Here is an 18,108-nt window from a genome sequence, read left to right as displayed (position 1 = left end):
TGTAATTGTAATGACTCTATATAAGTATTAGCTAGATTATTTACGCTTTTGGATGGGGCATCTTTATAAATACAGTGATAAAAAAGTAAGAATACGCTTGTGCAGCGACTTTGCGAAGAACGGAGCAAGCAAGCGTATTCTTACTTTTTTTACCAAGTTGTATTAACGAAACGGGGCCCCATCCAAAAGGCAAATATAGGAACAGGGATTAGCTCCATTACAATTAGAATAATTGTTTAAAACTAGATATGACTTGATTTTGTATGTTATAATAGGCTTTATAGTAGTATTTGGAGGATATTCAGATGTTATTTACCGTCAATACAGAAGTCTGTACACGATGCGGCCTTTGCGTTGCTGACTGTCCGACCGGATTACTGGTGATGTCCGATGCTGGACCTGTAACTGGCAGGGGAGGTTGTATCTCCTGTGGGCATTGTATTTCCGTATGCCCAACGCTTGCTCTTGATAGCGATATGACACCGCGTAAAGAGCAAATCGATATTACAAAGGAACCTAAGTTAACGCCTGAGCAAGCTGAACTATTTATGCGTAGTCGTCGCTCTATTCGTAACTATCAAAATAAACCAGTCCCTGTAGAGCTCATTCGCAAAGTGCTAAACGTTGCAAGAATGGCGCCAACAGCAACTAACACACAAGGTATTTCGTATATAGTAATCCGAGATAAACAAACGTTACGCCGTATTGCTGATCTCGTTCTAGAGTGGATGCATTTAGCTGCAAAAACAGTGCCAATTATGCGCCTTTATGCTCGTGCGGCTCAAGCAGAAGTAGATAAAGGCAAGGAGTATATCTTGCGCGATGCGCCGGCTCTCGTCGTGGCAATTGGCTCTAAAAAAGATATTCATCGTACCCATGATAGTGGTCACTCTTGCTTGTCTTATGCTGAGCTATATGCGCCGACTTTAGGCCTTGGTACTTGTTGGGCAGGCTTTTTTGAACATGCTGGAGAAGCTGAATACCAACCATTATTAGATGAATTAGGTGTACCTGATGATAAAATTGTAGCTGGTGGCATTCTTATGGGATATCCTAAAGTACGATATCGCAATATTGTAGAGCGTCAACCATTAGATGTTACATTTGATACAGAAGAGTAAAAAAGAGATGCCCCAATGATTGTAATCATTGGGGTATCTCTTTTTAGTTATATAGTGACGATATAAACTTTATTAATTGGCAGTTGTAATAGTGCCTTTGAATGTTTCGTCGATGTATTGTTTAATAGCATCAGATTTGTAAATATCTGCAATTTTTTTGTATGTTTCGTTGTCTTTGTCTTCACTACGAACTGCAAGTACGATAACTGTTAGTGGTTCATCTTTAGATTCGAAGAAGAAACCTTGTTTTTCTACACTAAGACCAGCACTTTGCACATAGTTCATTGGAATAACTGCAATTGTTACATCATCTAGACTACGAGGTAATTGAGCTGCTTCTAGTTCTTGAATCTTTATATTCTTCGGGTTAGATGTGATATCTGCAACTGTTGCTTTGAAGCCGACACCATCTTTTAACGTAATTAATCCAGCTTTAGCTAATAATGCTAATGCACGACCACCATTAGTAGGGTCATTTGGGATAGAAACAGTAGCGCCTTCAGGTACATCTTGTACGCTGTGTACACTATTACTATATAAGCCCATACGCACCAAAATTGTTTTACCGATTGCTACTAAGTTGGAACCATTTTGTTTGTTAAAGTTTTCCATAAATGGTACATGTTGATAAGCATTCAGTTGAATATCGCCATCTGCAAGGGCTTTATCAGGTGTTACATAGTCTGAGAATTCAACTACTTTAAGATCGATTCCTTGTTTTTTAGCTTCTTTTGCTACAGCTTCAGCTACTTGTGCATGAGGACCAGATGTAGCACCTATTTTGATTTCTTTTTGTGTTTGTGTTGATTGATTTGATGTACTACCACAACCAGCGATAGCAAATGCAAGAGCACCGATAAGTAATGGTGCTAACAATGTTTTTAATTTCATATAATCATCCCTTTCAAGTCTTATAATGGTTATATCCTATCATGGATGAAGGGGATTTGTATATGATAAAAGCATATCAGTTAGCTATAGATTAAAACTATGGTGAAATTCTAGCTCATTTATAATACAATTCAATATAATATATTGATTAATGTGTTATATTGAATGTGTGATCGCTAGGTAGTAAATTTATATTTTAAATATTTTTGTATAATTCTAATATGGATTCATATATCTATAATGTCGGATTAATGGAGGATGTATGTATAATTTTGATTTTTATAACCCTACACATATCGTATTTGGTAAAGACCGTTTAGATGAATTAGATACATTGGTACCAAAGGATGCAAAGGTGCTCATTACTTATGGTGGTGGCTCCGCTGTGCACAGTGGTCTTATTGATCGCATTGTGAAAGCTCTTGGTAACCGCAAGGTTGAGCAGTTTGGTGGTATTGAGCCAAATCCATCTCTTGAAACTTGTGAACGTGCGGTAGCTTTCATTAAAGAACATGGCGTAGATTTCGTTCTCGCTGTAGGCGGCGGTTCTGTAGTAGATGCTACAAAACTTATCGTTATGGGTGCTACCTATGATGGTCCCGTTATTGAGGTAATGAAAGTTGGTGTGCCAGAGGTTCCGGTAGACATGGTACCAAATCCATTACCATTTGGCACAGTTATGACACTACCTGCAACTGGTTCCGAAATGAACAATGGTGCAGTTATTACTTATGGTGACGGTAAATACCCTGTATTCAGTAGCTTAGTATTCCCTAAGTTCTCCATGCTTGATCCAACATTGACTTTCACCTTGCCTGAAAGACAAGTTAAGAATGGCGTTATCGATACCTTTGTGCATACCACAGAGCAGTATTTAACATACCCTGTAGAAGGTCGTATTCAAGATCGTTTCAGCGAAGGTATTTTAAAAACTATGATTGAAATCGGCAAAGAAACAGTAGAAAATCCAGAAAACTACGATATTCGTGCTAACCACGTGTGGGCCTCTACATTGGCATTAAATGGTTTAATTGGTGCCGGCGTGCCACAAGACTGGGCAACTCATCTGATTGGCCATGAGTTAACTGCGGCGTACCATCTTGACCATGGTATTACATTGGCTATCGTATTACCTGCATTGTTAGAAGTGAAAAAAGCAGACAAACTTGAAAAATTGGCACAATATGCTACACGGGTATGGCATATTACAGAAGGTACAAACGAAGAAAAAGCGGACAAGGCTATCGCTAAAACTCGTGAATTCTTCGAGTCCCTTGGCGTATCTACGCATTTGAAAGACTATGGTCTTGGTGAAGAAGCAGTTGATAAAATTGTGAAACAATTAGAGGACCATGGCATGACACAACTTGGTGAAAATGGTGATGTAACACCAGAAGTAGCTCGCGAGATTTTAATGCGTGCCTTATAATTAAGGGGATTAACAGTGTAAACTTGTATGATATGGAAAGGAGGCGCTCCCTATAAATAAAATAAAAAATAGAAGTGCATTTTCTTTTGCACTTCCTATTATGATTCCCATGGGGCTTAGTTTCCTCTTTCTTGGAGTAGGCTTTGGTTTGTATGCTACCAGTCAAGGGTTTCCTTGGTGGACCGCTCCTGTTTTAGCTAGTACCATATTTGCAGGCTCCATGGAGTTCGTAACTATTGGGCTGTTAATGGCAGGCTTTGATCCAGTGAATACTTTTATGTTGACCTTGTTTGTCAATGGGCGTCATTTCTTCTATGGTCTATCTGCACTACAGCGATATGTGTATATGGGATGGAAGTGGTTTCCTACAGTTGCGTGGATGTGTGATGAAAGTTTTGCAATTAATGTATCTACGAAGTTACCCGATGATGTAGATGAAAAATGGTTCTACTTCCATGTATCGTGGCTTAATTATATCTTCTGGGTTGTGAGTACTCTTGTAGGGGGATTGTTCGGCGATTTATTAGCATCTGTAGATTTGCGAGGTATTGGTTTTGTATTACCTGGCTTATTTATTGTTATATTCCTTGAAATGATATTTAATGCTAAAAGTAATAATATTCGAGGCTTAGGTGCTGTTGGAGCCGTTGTAGCCCTAGCAATGCTTCTATTAACGGGAAAATCCTTATTTATGCTTGCTTCTATGGGGTGTATGCTCGTAGTATGTTATATAGCGTATAAGTGGGGAGGTGTACATCTTGACTAGTTTTGAAATAGTCATTACCGTTGCCATTGTTGTAGCGGGCACATTACTTACACGTTTCTCTGCTTTTCTTATTTTCCCACCTGGTAGGAAGGCCCCAGATTTTGTACAGTATTTAGGCAAGGCATTACCTGCAGCGGTTATGGGGATGCTTGTTGTGTATACCTTTAAAGATACAATTGTGTTATCCTATCCATATGGAGTACCGGAACTTATTGCTTTATTAGTGACCGTTGGCATGCATGTATGGAAACGAAATATGTTTATGTCTATTGGAGCCGGCACTGTAGTATACATGATACTTGTTCAAGCCGTATTTAATATACCTAAATAAAATAAAGTATACTAACATAAACTATAATAAAATAAAGAGCACTAAAATAAACCACTTATATCTATTCCTAAAGGAGGATATAAGTGGTTTTGTTTTTATGTTCTATTTAAGTTGTAATAATCTTTCAAGACCTAGTGCAGTGTGGTGGTCCTCTAAGAAGTCTTGTTGATCTAATAATTCCATAACATCCATGTCGATGTTAGTGAGTTTGAAATCGAATACATCAAAGTTAGCTTCCATATGGCTTACATTATTTGCCTTTGGTAATGGAATGATGCCTCGTTGAATATGCCAACGCAAGATGATTTGATGCTTTGTTACACCGTATTTTTCAGCCAAGCTTTTGATGATAGGATGATCAAAAATCGGTTGGCGATCACGGGTAAATGGAGACCACGCCATGCCCACCACTTGATGTTTTCTCATCAATTGTATAAGAGCTTGGCGTTGGTTGAATGGGTGACATTCAATTTGGTTCACTACAGGTTTTACATTACAGTGATATAGCAAGTCGATTAATCGGTCTTCATAAAAGTTAGAAAGACCTAACCCACGCAATATATTTTGGTCGTATAACTCCTCCATGGCGCGCCAAGAGCCGTAGTAATCGCCCAAAGGTTGGTGAACGAGCATGATGTCGATATAATTAGTGTCTAAATTTTTTAGAGAGCTTTCAACAGCGCGCATCGTATTATCATAGCCTGCATTAGTGTGCCAGATTTTGGTAGTAATGATGATATCCGTACGTTTAACGCCAGATGCTTTGATGCCTTTGCCTACGGCTTCTTCGTTGCCGTAGTATGCAGCTGTGTCGAGCAATCGATAGCCTACGTTTAATGCATTAGTTACGGCTTGTTCTGTTTCCCCTTCGCTACCTGTTTTATATGTGCCATAACCGATAGAGGGAATAAAACTGCTGTTATTTAATATTCTAAAGTCCATCCGTTCTTCCATGAGAACCTCCGTTATATCCATAAATTAAAGGAATTAGCTTTCATACAATTCTAACTGATTTTATGATATACTAAGGTATTGATAAAAATCAATATGATAGGAAGTGACAGAATGCAAATAAATCGTTTTTGCTCTGTAATTGCTATCCTTGGTGTTATGATTATGACACTCGCTATTGCGGGATGTGGTACGAAAACCGTATCCGTCGCAGAGGTAACGTACAAGGATATGCCGTTGCAGATTCATAATGATGCCAATGTAACGGCCCTTAATAAGGCGACGATAACGCCGACCTTGACGGGGCAGGTCGTGTATGCCGTGAAAGTAGGCGATCAAGTACAGCAAGGTCAAACTGTGGCAACTGTAGATACATCGGCTTTACAACAACAGCTAGCATCCTTGCAAGGACAATTAGCGCAAGCCCAATCACAATCATATGCCTCAGCTGTGACGACTACGACTGCAGCATCCATAGACAGTACTCAACTGGAACAGGCTCAACGTATGCGTGAAGCGGGCATAATCACACAAAAAGAATATGATCGTATTTTGGAACGATCTCAACCACAAACTACAACAGTTACAACCGGTGGTGGCGGAGGCATCAATACGGCGGCCATTGAGGCACAAATCGCACAAGTATCGGCTCAGATGGCGGCATCTACAATCGTGGCTCCTATAGCAGGTACTGTAACATCTATCTATAACGAAGACCGTCAAATGGCGATTGCAGACCGTCCATTTATGATGATTCAGCAATCTACGCCGATGGTTGCATCCCTCAGCATTCCTCGTGATGCGGCTATGAAATTAGGTACACCTGAAGCGAAGAATGGCATGAAGGTACTTCTCAAGGTAGGTGACCAAGAATTACCAGGTGAATTGACTTACGTAGATATTACTCAACCTGAAAATGTGCCAAGTGTTCTTGTGAAAGCCACTTTCAATAATGAGAAAGGCCTAATCAAGGCTGGTGAATTCTATACACTCATTATTGAATCTAATGTGAAAGCCAAGATGCTGACCGTTCCAACTAAGGCGGTTCGGGAAAATCAAGATGGGAAATATGTATATGTATTGACTGAGAATAATACAGTTGATGTACGTGTTGTTGAGGTAGGCATCACTGAAGGCGATGACGTAGCCATTATTTCTGGCTTAAACGAAGGTGATAAGGTTATTACGACGGATGGCACCTTTGTGTTAGGTGAATCTGTAAAATTGTAATTATGAGACCTAAGATTTTAGTACTAGATTGTTAGGATTATGTTTAAATGTGACGGAATCAAAACTTTCACAGATTGTGAAGTAACCTCAAAAGAGGAATCTGATAGGAGGGATTATTATTTTAGAATTTAAACGTTTTGAATTGAGAGATAAACCATTAATCGACAAATATTTTGAACAACATCATTACGAAGCATCCGATAATTGCTTTACTACACTGTTTATGTGGCAAGATCCATACGGTATTCGCTGGGCTGAAGAGAATGGCGTATTGTACATCCAAGGTGGTGGCAAGCGTGAGCCATTCCTTTTGCCTCCATTTGCTGGTAAAGATGCAAAGTTCCTTGATGGTTTGTTGCGTGCTAAAGAATGGTTCGTAGAAAATAAATTGCCGTTCCGATTTAAAGGCGTTAGCAAAGATGTAAAAGAACGCATGGAAGACCTATGTCCTGGTCGCTATGCATTTACACCTGACCGCGATAACTACGAATACATTTACAAGTCCGAAGATCTTATCAACTTGTCTGGTAAGAAATTCCGTCAAAAGAAAAACCATTTAAACCAATTCCGCATGCAATATTCTAACTATGAATATGTGCCAATTACAGATGATATTATTCCATTATGTCGTGAAACGGCAGCATCTTGGGTAGAAACGCATCATGAAGAAGGTATCGAAGATGAATTGATAGCCATCAATTTGTTATTTGATAACTGGGATGTGTTGGGCCTTAAGGGCGGTGCTATTAAACTATTCGGCCGTGTCGAAGCCTTTAGTATCGGTGAGCTTCTCAATGACAGAATTGCTTTGATTCACATTGAAAAAGCAAATCCAGATATTCGTGGTTTGTATCAAGCTATCAATAATGAATTCATTCGTCACGAATTTAGCGAAGTAGAATTTATCAACCGCGAAGAAGATATGGGGTTGCCTGGCCTTCGTCAAGCAAAAGAATCTTATAACCCAGATCATTTTGCTGAAAAATATGACGCAGTATATGCTAACGAAGCTGATAATGCGACAGGCGGTAAATAAAAATTTGAGCTATGAAGCCGATGTGCTCCATAGCTCATTTTGTTATAATAGAATTGTTAGCCTATCTATTTGAATGTAACTATCGTATCATCATAGTGATATGGCGATGCGATGTGCTTAGATTAGATATTATACGCTGTGACGCAATAGATAGATAACGGCTCTTATGATATAACGAGGATATAAACATGGAATTTAGAATTGCGACGGTTCAAGATACGCCTCATGTGGAAAATCTATGGGCGTACTGCTTTGAACCAAAGGAAGATCCATTCTTCCAATATTATTTTACAAAGTGCTATGAACCAGAAAATACAATGGTCGGCCTAGAACAGGATCAATTGTTGAGTACCGTTCATTTGCGTCAATACAATCTTAACGTTCGCGGGGCTGTATTACCTACGAGTTATATGGTAGGCGTTGCAACGCATCCTGCGGCTCGCCGTGGTGGAGTAGGCGGTGCATTATTGACCTCTGCACTAGATGAGCTTCGTAAACGCGGCCAAGCTATGACGATTTTGATGCCATCCAAGGCGGCATTCTATCAACAATATGGTTGGGAACTTTATGCTCATCAATGGGTGAACACCATGTCGCTAGAAGACTTGCGCCCTATGACAGATAAAACGTTGAGCTTTGGCTTGCTAAATAGCGTAGATCAATGGACTTTGTTAGATCCAGTATATAAAACATATACGGCTCGTCTTTCCGGCTACGCAGAGCGCGGTGAAAAGGAATGGAAACGATTATTAGGCAGCTTCTTTGCAGAAGGTGTAAACATTGCTGTAGTGCGCAACGATGATAACGTCGTTGAAGGCTATGCAGTGTATCGTTTAGGTCAGCCTGAAATTCCTGTTTCTGAATTGGTTTACACGACACGCCGTGCACAACGTGCATTATTGAACTACTTCTATAATCACCGTTCTCAAGGCACTTCTATTCGTTGGAATGAAGGTCTTCATGATACATACTATCGCTTCTATCCTGATGGTAGAACTGGTCACGCTACAATGCCGTATATGATGAGTCGTATTATAGATGTAAAAGCTGCTTTTGAAGAGATTCCTGTAAATCCAGAGGCATTGATGATGCCTATAACAATGACCTTTGCAGTAAGAGATGGGCTTTGCAGCTGGAACGAAGGCCGTTATGAAGTGCAATATGGCGGTGCATTAACTCCATCCGTTAAAAAGATTTCTGATACATTAGAGGGCGAAGCAGATGTTACCGTTGAGATCGGTGCATTGAGCCAGTTATTAATGGGCACTCTTACGGCTCGAGACCTTGTTTTTGAAGGGAAACTTTCAGTAAGCGAAGAATGGTTAGATTATTTCGATATTCTCTATCCTGAACAAAAAACATATATTAACGAATGGTGGTAATATGAGCTGGAAAACGTATACGGTGAAAGAACCGACAGAGTTGACGGTCTCTAAATATGTAAAGGAACGATTTTCCCTATCCTCTCGGGATATCCAAATGATGTTTCGCAAGAAACGGGTAAAAGTTAATAGTCGTGTGGCTCATTCACAACGAGCACTCAAAAAAGGGGATGTGTTAACCTTAGAATTACCACAAGATAAGGATTATGGGGTTGATGTAGAAAAGGGACCGATTACAGTTCTCTATGAAGATGCGCATACCCTAGTTGTAAATAAGGATCCCTTTATGCTCGTTCATCCTGCAGGGCAAACGAAGTCTTGTACATTGAGTAACTATGTGGCAGGGTATTATGCAAAGAAAAACGTAGTTCATAAGGTTCGACCTGTGCACCGCCTCGACCGAGATACATCGGGGTGCATTCTCTTTGGTAAAACAAAGGAAGCACAGCAATACTATACGGATGAGCTACAAGCAGGTCGTATCGACCGCATTTATACAGGCCTTGTAGAAGGTCGCATTGATGCGAATGGCATGGTAGATGCGCCTATCGGGGTAGATCCAGTATTCGATAATCGCCGCGTTATCGATGAATTGGGTCAGCCTGCTCAAACAGAATATATTGTTCTTGATCATGAGGGAGACAATACTCTGTTACGGTTTAAGTTGTTGACTGGTAGAACTCATCAAATTCGCGTTCACATGGAACATATTGGTCATCCCATCGTAGGTGATGCTATGTATGGTACGCGTAATAAGCCCTATATACGGCAATGTTTGCACGCATCGGAGCTAACTTTCGTTCCGTATGGTAAGGACGAAGCTATTACGATTACATGTGAAGTAGGGGATAATTTTGGTCGAGAATAATAACTGTAGATTTTACTACTCTAAATAATAAACCCATCGTATTTATTGAATGAGAAGCTTATTATCCCTGTATCCTTGTATACAAAAAACAATAGTGATAAAAACTCATAGTCTATGCATGAAAAGCATAGACTATGTTTTTTTTATATTTTCAATTCACAGTGGACAGGAGTATACTGTGTATAGACATAAAATTCTATAGAATGTTAAATTGATAATTTTATAGAGAAATAGTTTGTTAGTTATACTTTTACCAAGACCGAACGGAACGATGCCGCAGTGCTTGGAATAATCAAGTGATATGAAGGAGTGCACGTTATGGATATGAAGCAAAGCACAATAGAGCAACAACGTCTAGATCAAGCTAGACTCGAAGCCAATGGCATGTATAGCAGCCAATTTGAAAAGGATGCGTGTGGCATGGGTTTTGTTGTTAATATTAAGGGAAAAAAATCTCATGATATTATCGACGATGGTTTGCGCATTTTGGAGCGCCTTGAACATCGTGGTGGTGCCGGTGCCGATAAGGACACAGGTGATGGTGCCGGTATTTTGGTACAAATTCCGCACGAGTTCTTCAAGCGTGAGTGCGAAGTGCTTGGTATTAACCTACCTGCAGCTGGCGAATATGGCGTAGGTATGGTATTTGCTCATAAATATGAAAGTCTCCGTAACGAGCAGAAGCGAATTCTTGAAGAGGTCGTACGCGAAGAGGGCCAGGTTGTTCTCGGCTGGCGTGAAGTACCGGTTGATGGTACAAAGGTCGGTAAAGAGGCTGCGGCGATTCGCCCTTGGATGATTCAAATCCTCATCGGCAAAGGGCCCGATGTAACGAACAATAAGGAATTTGAACGCAAATTATATATTATCCGTAAATTGGCGGAAAAACGCATCATCCCTTTGAGCAAGGAATTATCTAGTGATTTTTATATCGCATCTTTGTCTTCTAAAACAATCGTATATAAAGGTATGCTAACACCTGGTCAATTGCGAGACTTCTACCTTGATTTGAGCGACCTTGACTTTACCTCTGCGTTGGCAATGGTTCACTCCCGTTTCAGTACGAATACATTCCCAAGCTGGGCTCGGGCACATCCTAACCGTTTCTTAGTTCATAATGGTGAAATCAACACCATCCGCGGTAATGTAAACTGGATCAATGCTCGTGAAGGTAAAGCGGAATCTCCATTGTTCCCAGATATCAAAAAGGTATTCCCTGTAGTAGATGATAGCGGTTCTGACTCCGCTATGTTTGATAATACCTTGGAATTCTTGCACATGACAGGCCGTTCTTTGCCTCATGCAATCATGATGATGATTCCTGAACCTTGGGAACGAAATAACCTTATGAGTCAAGAAAAACATGATTTCTATGAGTTCAATAGCTTTATGATGGAACCGTGGGATGGTCCTGCGGCTATGGGCTTTACCGATGGTACCGTTATCGGCGGTGTGCTTGACCGTAATGGATTGCGTCCCGCTCGTTACTATGTGACAACAGATGACCGCGTTATCATGGCTTCTGAGGTTGGCGTTGTAAACGAAAATGCTGAAAACATCCGCGCTAAAGGCCGTTTGGAACCAGGTAAAATGCTGCTCATCGATACAGAGGAGCAACGTATCATCTCCGATGAAGAAATCAAACATCGCGTCGCTACTGAATTGCCATACAATGAATGGGTAAAGGAACACGTTATTCATTTGTCTGAAATTACGCAGGCCGATGAAAGTACAATTCCAACAGTAGATGATTTATTTAAAGAACAACAAGCTTTTGGTTATACTCAAGAAGACCTTGTTCGCATGATTGTGCCTATGGCAAAAGATGGTAAAGACCCTGTAGGTGCCATGGGTGCCGATGCGCCTTTAGCTATCTTGTCCGATAAACCACAATTGCTATATAGCTACTTCAAGCAAATGTTTGCGCAAGTAACGAATCCTCCAATTGATTCTATTCGTGAGGAAATGGTTACATCTACACGTGTTATGCTTGGTAACTCTGGTAATTTAACAGAACCTAACAAAGCTGGTACCTATGCATTGTCCATGCGCACCCCAATTCTTACAAACCAAGAATTGGCGTCCATCAAAGCTCTTGATTGCCGTCGTATGAAATCTGTAACCTTGCCAATCCTATTTGACCCAACTAAGGGTGCTGAAGGCTTGCGCGATGCATTAGATGAATTGTGTGCTAAGGCAGAAGAAGCAGCTCGTACAGATCAAAATGTGTTGATCTTATCCGACCGCGGTGTCGATGAAAATCATGCACCAATTCCAGCATTATTAGCTGTAGCAGCTGTTCATAATCATTTGATCAACAAAGTGTTGCGTACAGAAATCGGCCTCATTCTTGAGTCTGGTGAACCACGTGAGGTTCATCACTTCTGTACATTAATTGGCTATGGCGTAACGGCTATCAACCCATACTTGGCGCTTGAAACAGTTCGCGATTTGCAAGCTCGTAAACGCCTTGGAGATATTACACCAGAAGAAGCAGAAAAGAACTATATTAAAGCCGCTGTGGGTGGCATCATGAAAGTTATGTCCAAAATGGGTATTTCCACAGTTCGTTCTTACCACGGTGCACAGATCTTTGAAGCTTTGGGCTTGAATACTAACTTCATTAATAAGTTCTTTGTAAATACGCCAACACGTATCGGTGGTATCGGCCTTGGCGGCGTAGCACACGAAGCCTTGGCTCGTTATGAACGGGCTTTCAAATCCGACGAAACTGTACTCGAACCAGGCGGTTGGTATGGTCCAGTAAAAGATGGGGAAGAGCATCTATTCAACCCTAAGACTATCGACCTGTTACAAGAATCCCTTATCAATGGTGACTATGCTAAATATAAAGAGTATTCCAAAGCGATTCGCAACGATTACCACGTTACATTGCGTTCCTTGATGGAATTGAACTATCCAATAGGCGGCGGTATTCCTATCGAAGAGGTTGAACCGGAAGAGTCTATCGTAAAACGCTTTAAAGCGGGCGCTATGAGTTATGGTGCCATCAGTAAAGAAGCGCATGAAGCGATTGCTATCGCTATGAATCGTTTAGGCTCTACATCCAACTCTGGTGAAGGCGGTGAAGATGTAGCTCGTTTCAAACCATTGCCAAACGGCGACAGCATGAACTCCGAAGTAAAACAGATTGCATCAGGTCGTTTCGGGGTAACAGCGAATTATTTGATCAATGCAAAAGAGTTGCAAATTAAATGTGCTCAAGGCGCAAAACCAGGTGAAGGTGGTCAATTACCAGGCAAAAAGGTATATCCTGAAATCGCGAAAGCTCGACACTCCACTCCTGGCGTTGAGCTCGTATCTCCACCACCACATCACGATATTTACTCCATCGAAGACTTGGCTGAATTGATTTATGACTTGAAATGCGTCAATAAAGATGCGCGTATTTCTGTTAAACTGACATCTGAAGCAGGCGTTGGCACGATTGCTGCTGGTGTTGCGAAAGCGAAAGCGGATAATATCTTGATTTCCGGATACGATGGTGGTACTGGTGCGGCAGGTCGTACATCTGTTAAACACGCTGGTGTGCCTTGGGAATTAGGTTTGTCTGAAACTCATCAAACCTTGATGCTCAATAGATTGCGTGACCGTGTTCAATTAGAAGTAGACTCTAAATTGATGACTGGTTTCGATGTGGCTGTAGCAGCTATGCTCGGTGCTGAGTTATTCGGCTTTGGCACATTGCCACTCGTTGCGGTAGGCTGTAAAATGGCTCGTGTATGTAATCTTAATACATGCCCTTATGGTGTAGCTACACAAGATGAAAAATTGCGTGCTCGTTTCACAGGTAAGCCTGAATATGTTGAAAACTTGATGATTTTCATCGCACGTGAATTGCGTGAAATCATGGCTCGCCTAGGTATTCGCTCCGTAGCTGAACTCGTTGGGCGTATCGATCTTGTACGTCAAAAATCGCAAGACGATAACTTCAAGTTGTCTCGCGTTGACCTTAAACGTATATTGTTCCGTCCGTACATCGACGTCTCTGTAGGGCATATGCACATGGTTGACCAAGATCACGAGTTAGAACGCACCTTGGATATGTCCAAGCTCTTGCGTATGTGCCGTCCTGCTATTGAGGACCAAAAACCGATTCGCGCTAAATTGGCTATCACTAACATCAATCGTGTTGTAGGTACCTTGGTTGGTTCTGAGGTGACTCGTCGTTATGGTGAAAGCGGTTTGCCAGATAACACAATCAAGTTGAACTTTGAAGGCTCTGCAGGCCAATCCTTTGGTGCTTTCATCCCTAAAGGCATGACCTTAGAACTCGAAGGGGATGCAAATGATTACCTCGGTAAAGGCTTGTCCGGCGGTACTATAACGGTGTACCCACCTAAGAAATCTATCTTTGAAGCGGACGAAAACATCCTAATTGGTAATGTTGCCTTCTATGGTGCAACCTCTGGTACATCCTACATCAACGGTGTAGCTGGTGAACGTTTTGCCGTTCGTAACAGTGGTATCACGGCTGTTGTGGAAGGCGTCGGCGACCATGGTTGTGAATACATGACCGGTGGCGAAGTGCTCGTACTCGGTAAAATCGGCCGTAACTTCGGAGCAGGTATGTCCGGTGGCTATGCGTACATCCTCGATTGCGATGAACGCTATGTAAATCCAGGTCTCGTAGAACTACGTCCTGCCAATAATGATGACCTTAAACGCATTAAAGAACTAGTAGAACAACATGTATTGCATACTAACTCCGCTAAAGGCCGTCACATCCTTGAAAACTGGAATAACTTTGTTAACAGATTCACAAAAGTTGTACCTGTAGCATACGAGGAAATGCAAGCTGCTATTGAACGCTTTAAAGAACAAGGCTTGTCCTTAGAGGAAGCTCAATTAGCTGCATTTAAAGAAAAATATGCATAATATATTTCTTCTTAGTTAATTTTTGTTATATAAGAATACAGTGAAAAGCCTCTATAGCTTTGACTATAGAGGCTTTTTCATGTATAATATTTATATTGCAATATTGGATCATGGCAGTTCTCGGGCCTGTGCAATGGGGGCCTGTGAATCGTGTCAGGACTGAGAGGTAGCAGCACTAAGTGGTAACCTTCATGTGCCACGGGGAACCCGGGGGCTGTCGTGATCGAGTATTGCAAGGCGGCCTGTGAGGTCGCTTTTTTTATGTCTAATTTAGGAATGTATGATACTTTATTCTGGACTATACGATGTTTTATTGTGAACCATATGATGGAATTTTGACTAGTAAATATCTACAAAGTTTATAAATAAACATATCACTTTGGAAATGTGGAGAGAACTATATTAAAGAAGTCAGATTTTCTTGAATATGGTATAATAAAGTATTGTAAGTTTCGGAAAAAGGGGGTGTTCCAATGGCATATATTGCGCTATATCGTAAGTATCGTCCGCAGACATTTACCGATGTAGTCGGTCAGCACCAGGTGTCTGATACATTGATGCGCGCTATCCGGGAGGATAAGGTAGCTCATGCCTATTTATTTGCCGGTCCGCGGGGGACTGGTAAGACGAGCATGGCGAAGATTTTTGCGCGCGCTATCAACTGCGAGCATGGCCCAACGGATCACCCTTGTAATGAGTGTAGTGCTTGTAGATCGATTTTGAGTGGCCAGTCCATGGACGTCCTTGAAATCGATGCCGCATCTAATCGCGGTATCGATGAGGTGCGTGCTCTCCGTGAAAGCGTTAAATTTATGCCTGTTGAGGGGCGTAAAAAGGTGTTCATCATCGATGAAGCCCACATGCTCACTACAGAGGCGTGGAATGCACTTTTAAAAACTATCGAAGAGCCACCAGCTCATGTGATGTTTATCTTTGCCACTACAGAAATTGAAAAATTGCCTGTTACTATCGTGTCTCGTTGTCAGCGCTATACTTTTAGACGTATTACTTCTGATGACATCGCACAGCGTCTATCTTACGTAGCAGAAAAAGAAGGCTTTGACCTTGATTCTGCGGCGGCTCAGCTCATCGCTGTTCATGCAGACGGTGGTTTGCGTGATGCCTTGAGTATTCTAGACCAATGTGCAGGTATGGCAACGGGCTCTATTACACCGCAAGTGGTGGAAGAGTTAATCGGTCTTGTAAGTAAGGAATGGATTATTCACTTCCTAGATGCTTTGCGCAACGGAGATGGCCCGAAAGTATTATCCTACGTTCACGATGCATTGGCAGAAGGTCGTGATGCGACGCAGATTATGGAAGCCCTCATTCAACATGTGCGCGCCTTGCTCGTTGGTAAGGTGGCTCCTGATGCGGATGAGCTCAAGGTATACGATGCCTTTAAGGATGAGTTCCTAGCTCAGGCCAATAGCGTTGATTTCAATGAACTTAACCAATATGTGCGCAGTGCTCAATCCATCATGAATGATGCGAAACAAGTGGATAACCCACGAACCATCATTGAAATGGGACTACTCGTGCTTTGTGCTAAATTAGGTTCTGTTGATGAAAGCTTAGAAGACCGTGTATATGCTCTAGAAAGTGCCGAGCGATCTGAACGAAACGATTTATTGAACCGCATGGCTCAATTGGAACAACGAGGCCCCGTAGCAGCTCCAACAATGTATGGTGCTAATGCATTTGTACCACCACAAGGTGGCTATGCGAATAGTTTTGTATCTGTTGATACTACTGTAACTACACAGGATGCTCCAATGAGCAGCACTCAAAATACTACTATTGATGCAGTGCCACCATCAAGTGGTATGGGGATGACACCGCCTCCTATGAATGGGGTAGGTATGACGCCTCCACCGATGGGAGCACCAGGTAGTACACCTCCTCCGATGAATGGAGTGGGCATGGCTCCGCCACCGATGGGCGGGGTTGGCATGGCGCCACCGCCAAATAATGGGGACACGGATTCCCGAAAACCTACAAGAAACCAAGCTAAAGGTCGTGCTAAAAAAGGTGTTAGTACACAGGCCATCATTAGTGAACAAATCTTGTCTGCTCAAGAGTATCGCAATGTACAATCCAATGTGATTAAATACTTGAAAGATAGCAATCGCAATATGACCTCTACCGTTATTGGTCAAGGTCAACTTGTATATGTAGACCAAAGCAAGGCGGTCATGGCCTTTAAAAATACATTGCATCTCAATGTGATGACTAATGAAGTGAATTTGGCGGAAGCAGCTGATGCTTTCACCTATACACTGGGCTATGCAGTACACGTAGAAATCGTGGATGCCCTCACGCAAGTTTATAAAGACTATAAAAAGGCTGCTGGTAGTACCACACAACGCCAAGTAAAAGCATCCCAACGACCACAAGAACCGATGGTTGACGTAAAGACGACCTCCGGTGGGCAACCGACACAAATGGATTTAACCAATGATCCTCAAGATAGTAAGCTTGATTCTGCGGCTGTGGACGCGGCTAAGGCTGCGGCGATGGCATTCTTAGCTAAGAAAACCGGCGGTGCTGTTGCAAATACAGTAGTTAGTGATAGTGCGAATACAGCTACAATAGCTGCATCAGAAACTGCATTAGGAGCTGGTGTAGAAACAGAGCCAGCATCCGGTGGAGATGTGCCGATTACATCTTTTGATGGCAGTCCATCTAATCAGGTCCCTGATGGTGAAATTCCTATTGAGTCTCTAGCGGGTTCTATTGAAGGGGATAATATTCCAGTTCATTCCTTTGATGATGTGCCTGTAGATGATATGGAGGGCTCTTATGTATCATCCTTAGATGATATGCCGCCACATCCATTAGATAGTGTGACTGTTATCAGCGAGGATGGCGAAGTGTTAGAGCGTCCTATGGATAGCGGTGCGCATATCGAGGTGGAAGCTGTCCCAAAGTCTGATGGGGTTGAACCTCGTGAGGTAACCCCGCATCAAAGTGATGGAAATGGTATGCTTTCACAAAAACCTATTGAAGTAGAGGCTATCGATAGTGTTACGGTGGCTCGTGAATACGCATGGGACCCAACAAAAATGACCGAAGAGGAACGAAATAATCCTTTATTGGCAGAAACATTAGAAAAACTATCTGAAGACCATGACATCATCGTCGAGGTCATCGAAGAATAGATGAAAAGCAATCGTTATATAATAACCTTTGGCCTTAGGGCTA

The 18,108-nt window shown here is 41.8% G+C and carries 12 protein-coding genes and 1 other RNA gene; 11 read left to right on the top strand and 2 right to left on the bottom strand.

Annotation, left to right across the window (positions count from 1 at the left end):
- Positions 1-305 precede the first annotated feature (305 nt).
- Positions 306-1,121: a nitroreductase family protein gene (locus VPAR_RS08425; RefSeq protein ID WP_004698259.1), complete on the top strand. Its 816-nt coding sequence runs from the start codon at positions 306-308 to the stop codon at positions 1,119-1,121.
- 72 nt (positions 1,122-1,193) lie between these two features.
- Here VPAR_RS08425 and VPAR_RS08420 read toward each other — a convergent pair whose 3' ends face one another.
- Positions 1,194-2,012 carry a MetQ/NlpA family ABC transporter substrate-binding protein gene (locus VPAR_RS08420; protein WP_004694891.1) on the bottom strand — a complete coding sequence of 273 codons (819 nt, stop codon included), beginning with the start codon at positions 2,010-2,012 and terminating at the stop codon, positions 1,194-1,196.
- 262 nt (positions 2,013-2,274) lie between these two features.
- Here VPAR_RS08420 and VPAR_RS08415 point away from each other — a divergent pair, with 262 nt between their 5' ends.
- From VPAR_RS08415 to VPAR_RS08405, 3 genes are all read left to right on the top strand, one after another.
- The gene (locus VPAR_RS08415) at positions 2,275-3,441 is read left to right on the top strand and encodes an iron-containing alcohol dehydrogenase (RefSeq protein ID WP_004694893.1); all 1,167 of its coding nucleotides are present in this window, start codon (positions 2,275-2,277) and stop codon (positions 3,439-3,441) included.
- A 100-nt stretch (positions 3,442-3,541) separates the two neighbouring features.
- Positions 3,542-4,207: an AzlC family ABC transporter permease gene (locus tag VPAR_RS08410; protein WP_012864873.1), complete on the top strand. Its 666-nt coding sequence runs from the start codon at positions 3,542-3,544 to the stop codon at positions 4,205-4,207.
- Entirely contained in the window at positions 4,200-4,538 is a 339-nt protein-coding gene (locus VPAR_RS08405; protein ID WP_012864872.1) for a branched-chain amino acid transporter permease, read from the top strand. The genes VPAR_RS08410 and VPAR_RS08405 overlap by 8 nt, the downstream gene beginning before the upstream one ends.
- Before the next feature lie 102 nt (positions 4,539-4,640).
- Here VPAR_RS08405 and VPAR_RS08400 read toward each other — a convergent pair whose 3' ends face one another.
- The gene (locus VPAR_RS08400; protein WP_012864871.1) at positions 4,641-5,492 is read right to left on the bottom strand and encodes an aldo/keto reductase; all 852 of its coding nucleotides are present in this window, start codon (positions 5,490-5,492) and stop codon (positions 4,641-4,643) included.
- A 111-nt stretch (positions 5,493-5,603) separates the two neighbouring features.
- Between VPAR_RS08400 and VPAR_RS08395 the strand changes: the two genes are divergently transcribed.
- The 7 genes from VPAR_RS08395 (at position 5,604) to dnaX (ending at position 18,065) form a co-directional block, all read left to right on the top strand.
- A complete protein-coding gene (locus tag VPAR_RS08395) occupies positions 5,604-6,719 on the top strand; it encodes an efflux RND transporter periplasmic adaptor subunit (protein WP_012864870.1) in 1,116 nt (371 codons plus the stop codon).
- Between the two features lie 100 nt (positions 6,720-6,819).
- Positions 6,820-7,755 carry a DUF2156 domain-containing protein gene (locus tag VPAR_RS08390; RefSeq protein ID WP_331711869.1) on the top strand — a complete coding sequence of 312 codons (936 nt, stop codon included), beginning with the start codon at positions 6,820-6,822 and terminating at the stop codon, positions 7,753-7,755.
- 188 nt (positions 7,756-7,943) lie between these two features.
- Positions 7,944-9,137 (top strand): GNAT family N-acetyltransferase, encoded by a 1,194-nt coding sequence (locus VPAR_RS08385; RefSeq protein ID WP_012864868.1) that lies wholly within the window; start codon positions 7,944-7,946, stop codon positions 9,135-9,137.
- Position 9,138: 1 nt separating this feature from the next.
- Positions 9,139-10,005: an RluA family pseudouridine synthase gene (locus tag VPAR_RS08380; RefSeq protein WP_012864867.1), complete on the top strand. Its 867-nt coding sequence runs from the start codon at positions 9,139-9,141 to the stop codon at positions 10,003-10,005.
- Positions 10,006-10,323: 318 nt separating this feature from the next.
- Positions 10,324-14,904 carry a glutamate synthase large subunit gene (gltB, locus tag VPAR_RS08375; protein WP_012864866.1) on the top strand — a complete coding sequence of 1,527 codons (4,581 nt, stop codon included), beginning with the start codon at positions 10,324-10,326 and terminating at the stop codon, positions 14,902-14,904.
- A gap of 117 nt (positions 14,905-15,021) precedes the next feature.
- An RNA gene (gene ffs, locus VPAR_RS09485) (signal recognition particle sRNA small type) lies at positions 15,022-15,121 on the top strand.
- Between the two features lie 256 nt (positions 15,122-15,377).
- Positions 15,378-18,065 carry a DNA polymerase III subunit gamma/tau gene (dnaX, locus tag VPAR_RS08370; RefSeq protein WP_012864865.1) on the top strand — a complete coding sequence of 896 codons (2,688 nt, stop codon included), beginning with the start codon at positions 15,378-15,380 and terminating at the stop codon, positions 18,063-18,065.
- Positions 18,066-18,108 lie beyond the last annotated feature (43 nt).

The organism is Veillonella parvula DSM 2008, assembly GCF_000024945.1.
In the GTDB taxonomy this organism is placed as follows: Bacteria; Bacillota; Negativicutes; order Veillonellales; family Veillonellaceae; genus Veillonella; species Veillonella parvula.
The sequence above is the reverse complement of the archived record's forward strand: the minus strand, read 5'-3'. Positions and strand labels throughout refer to the sequence as shown.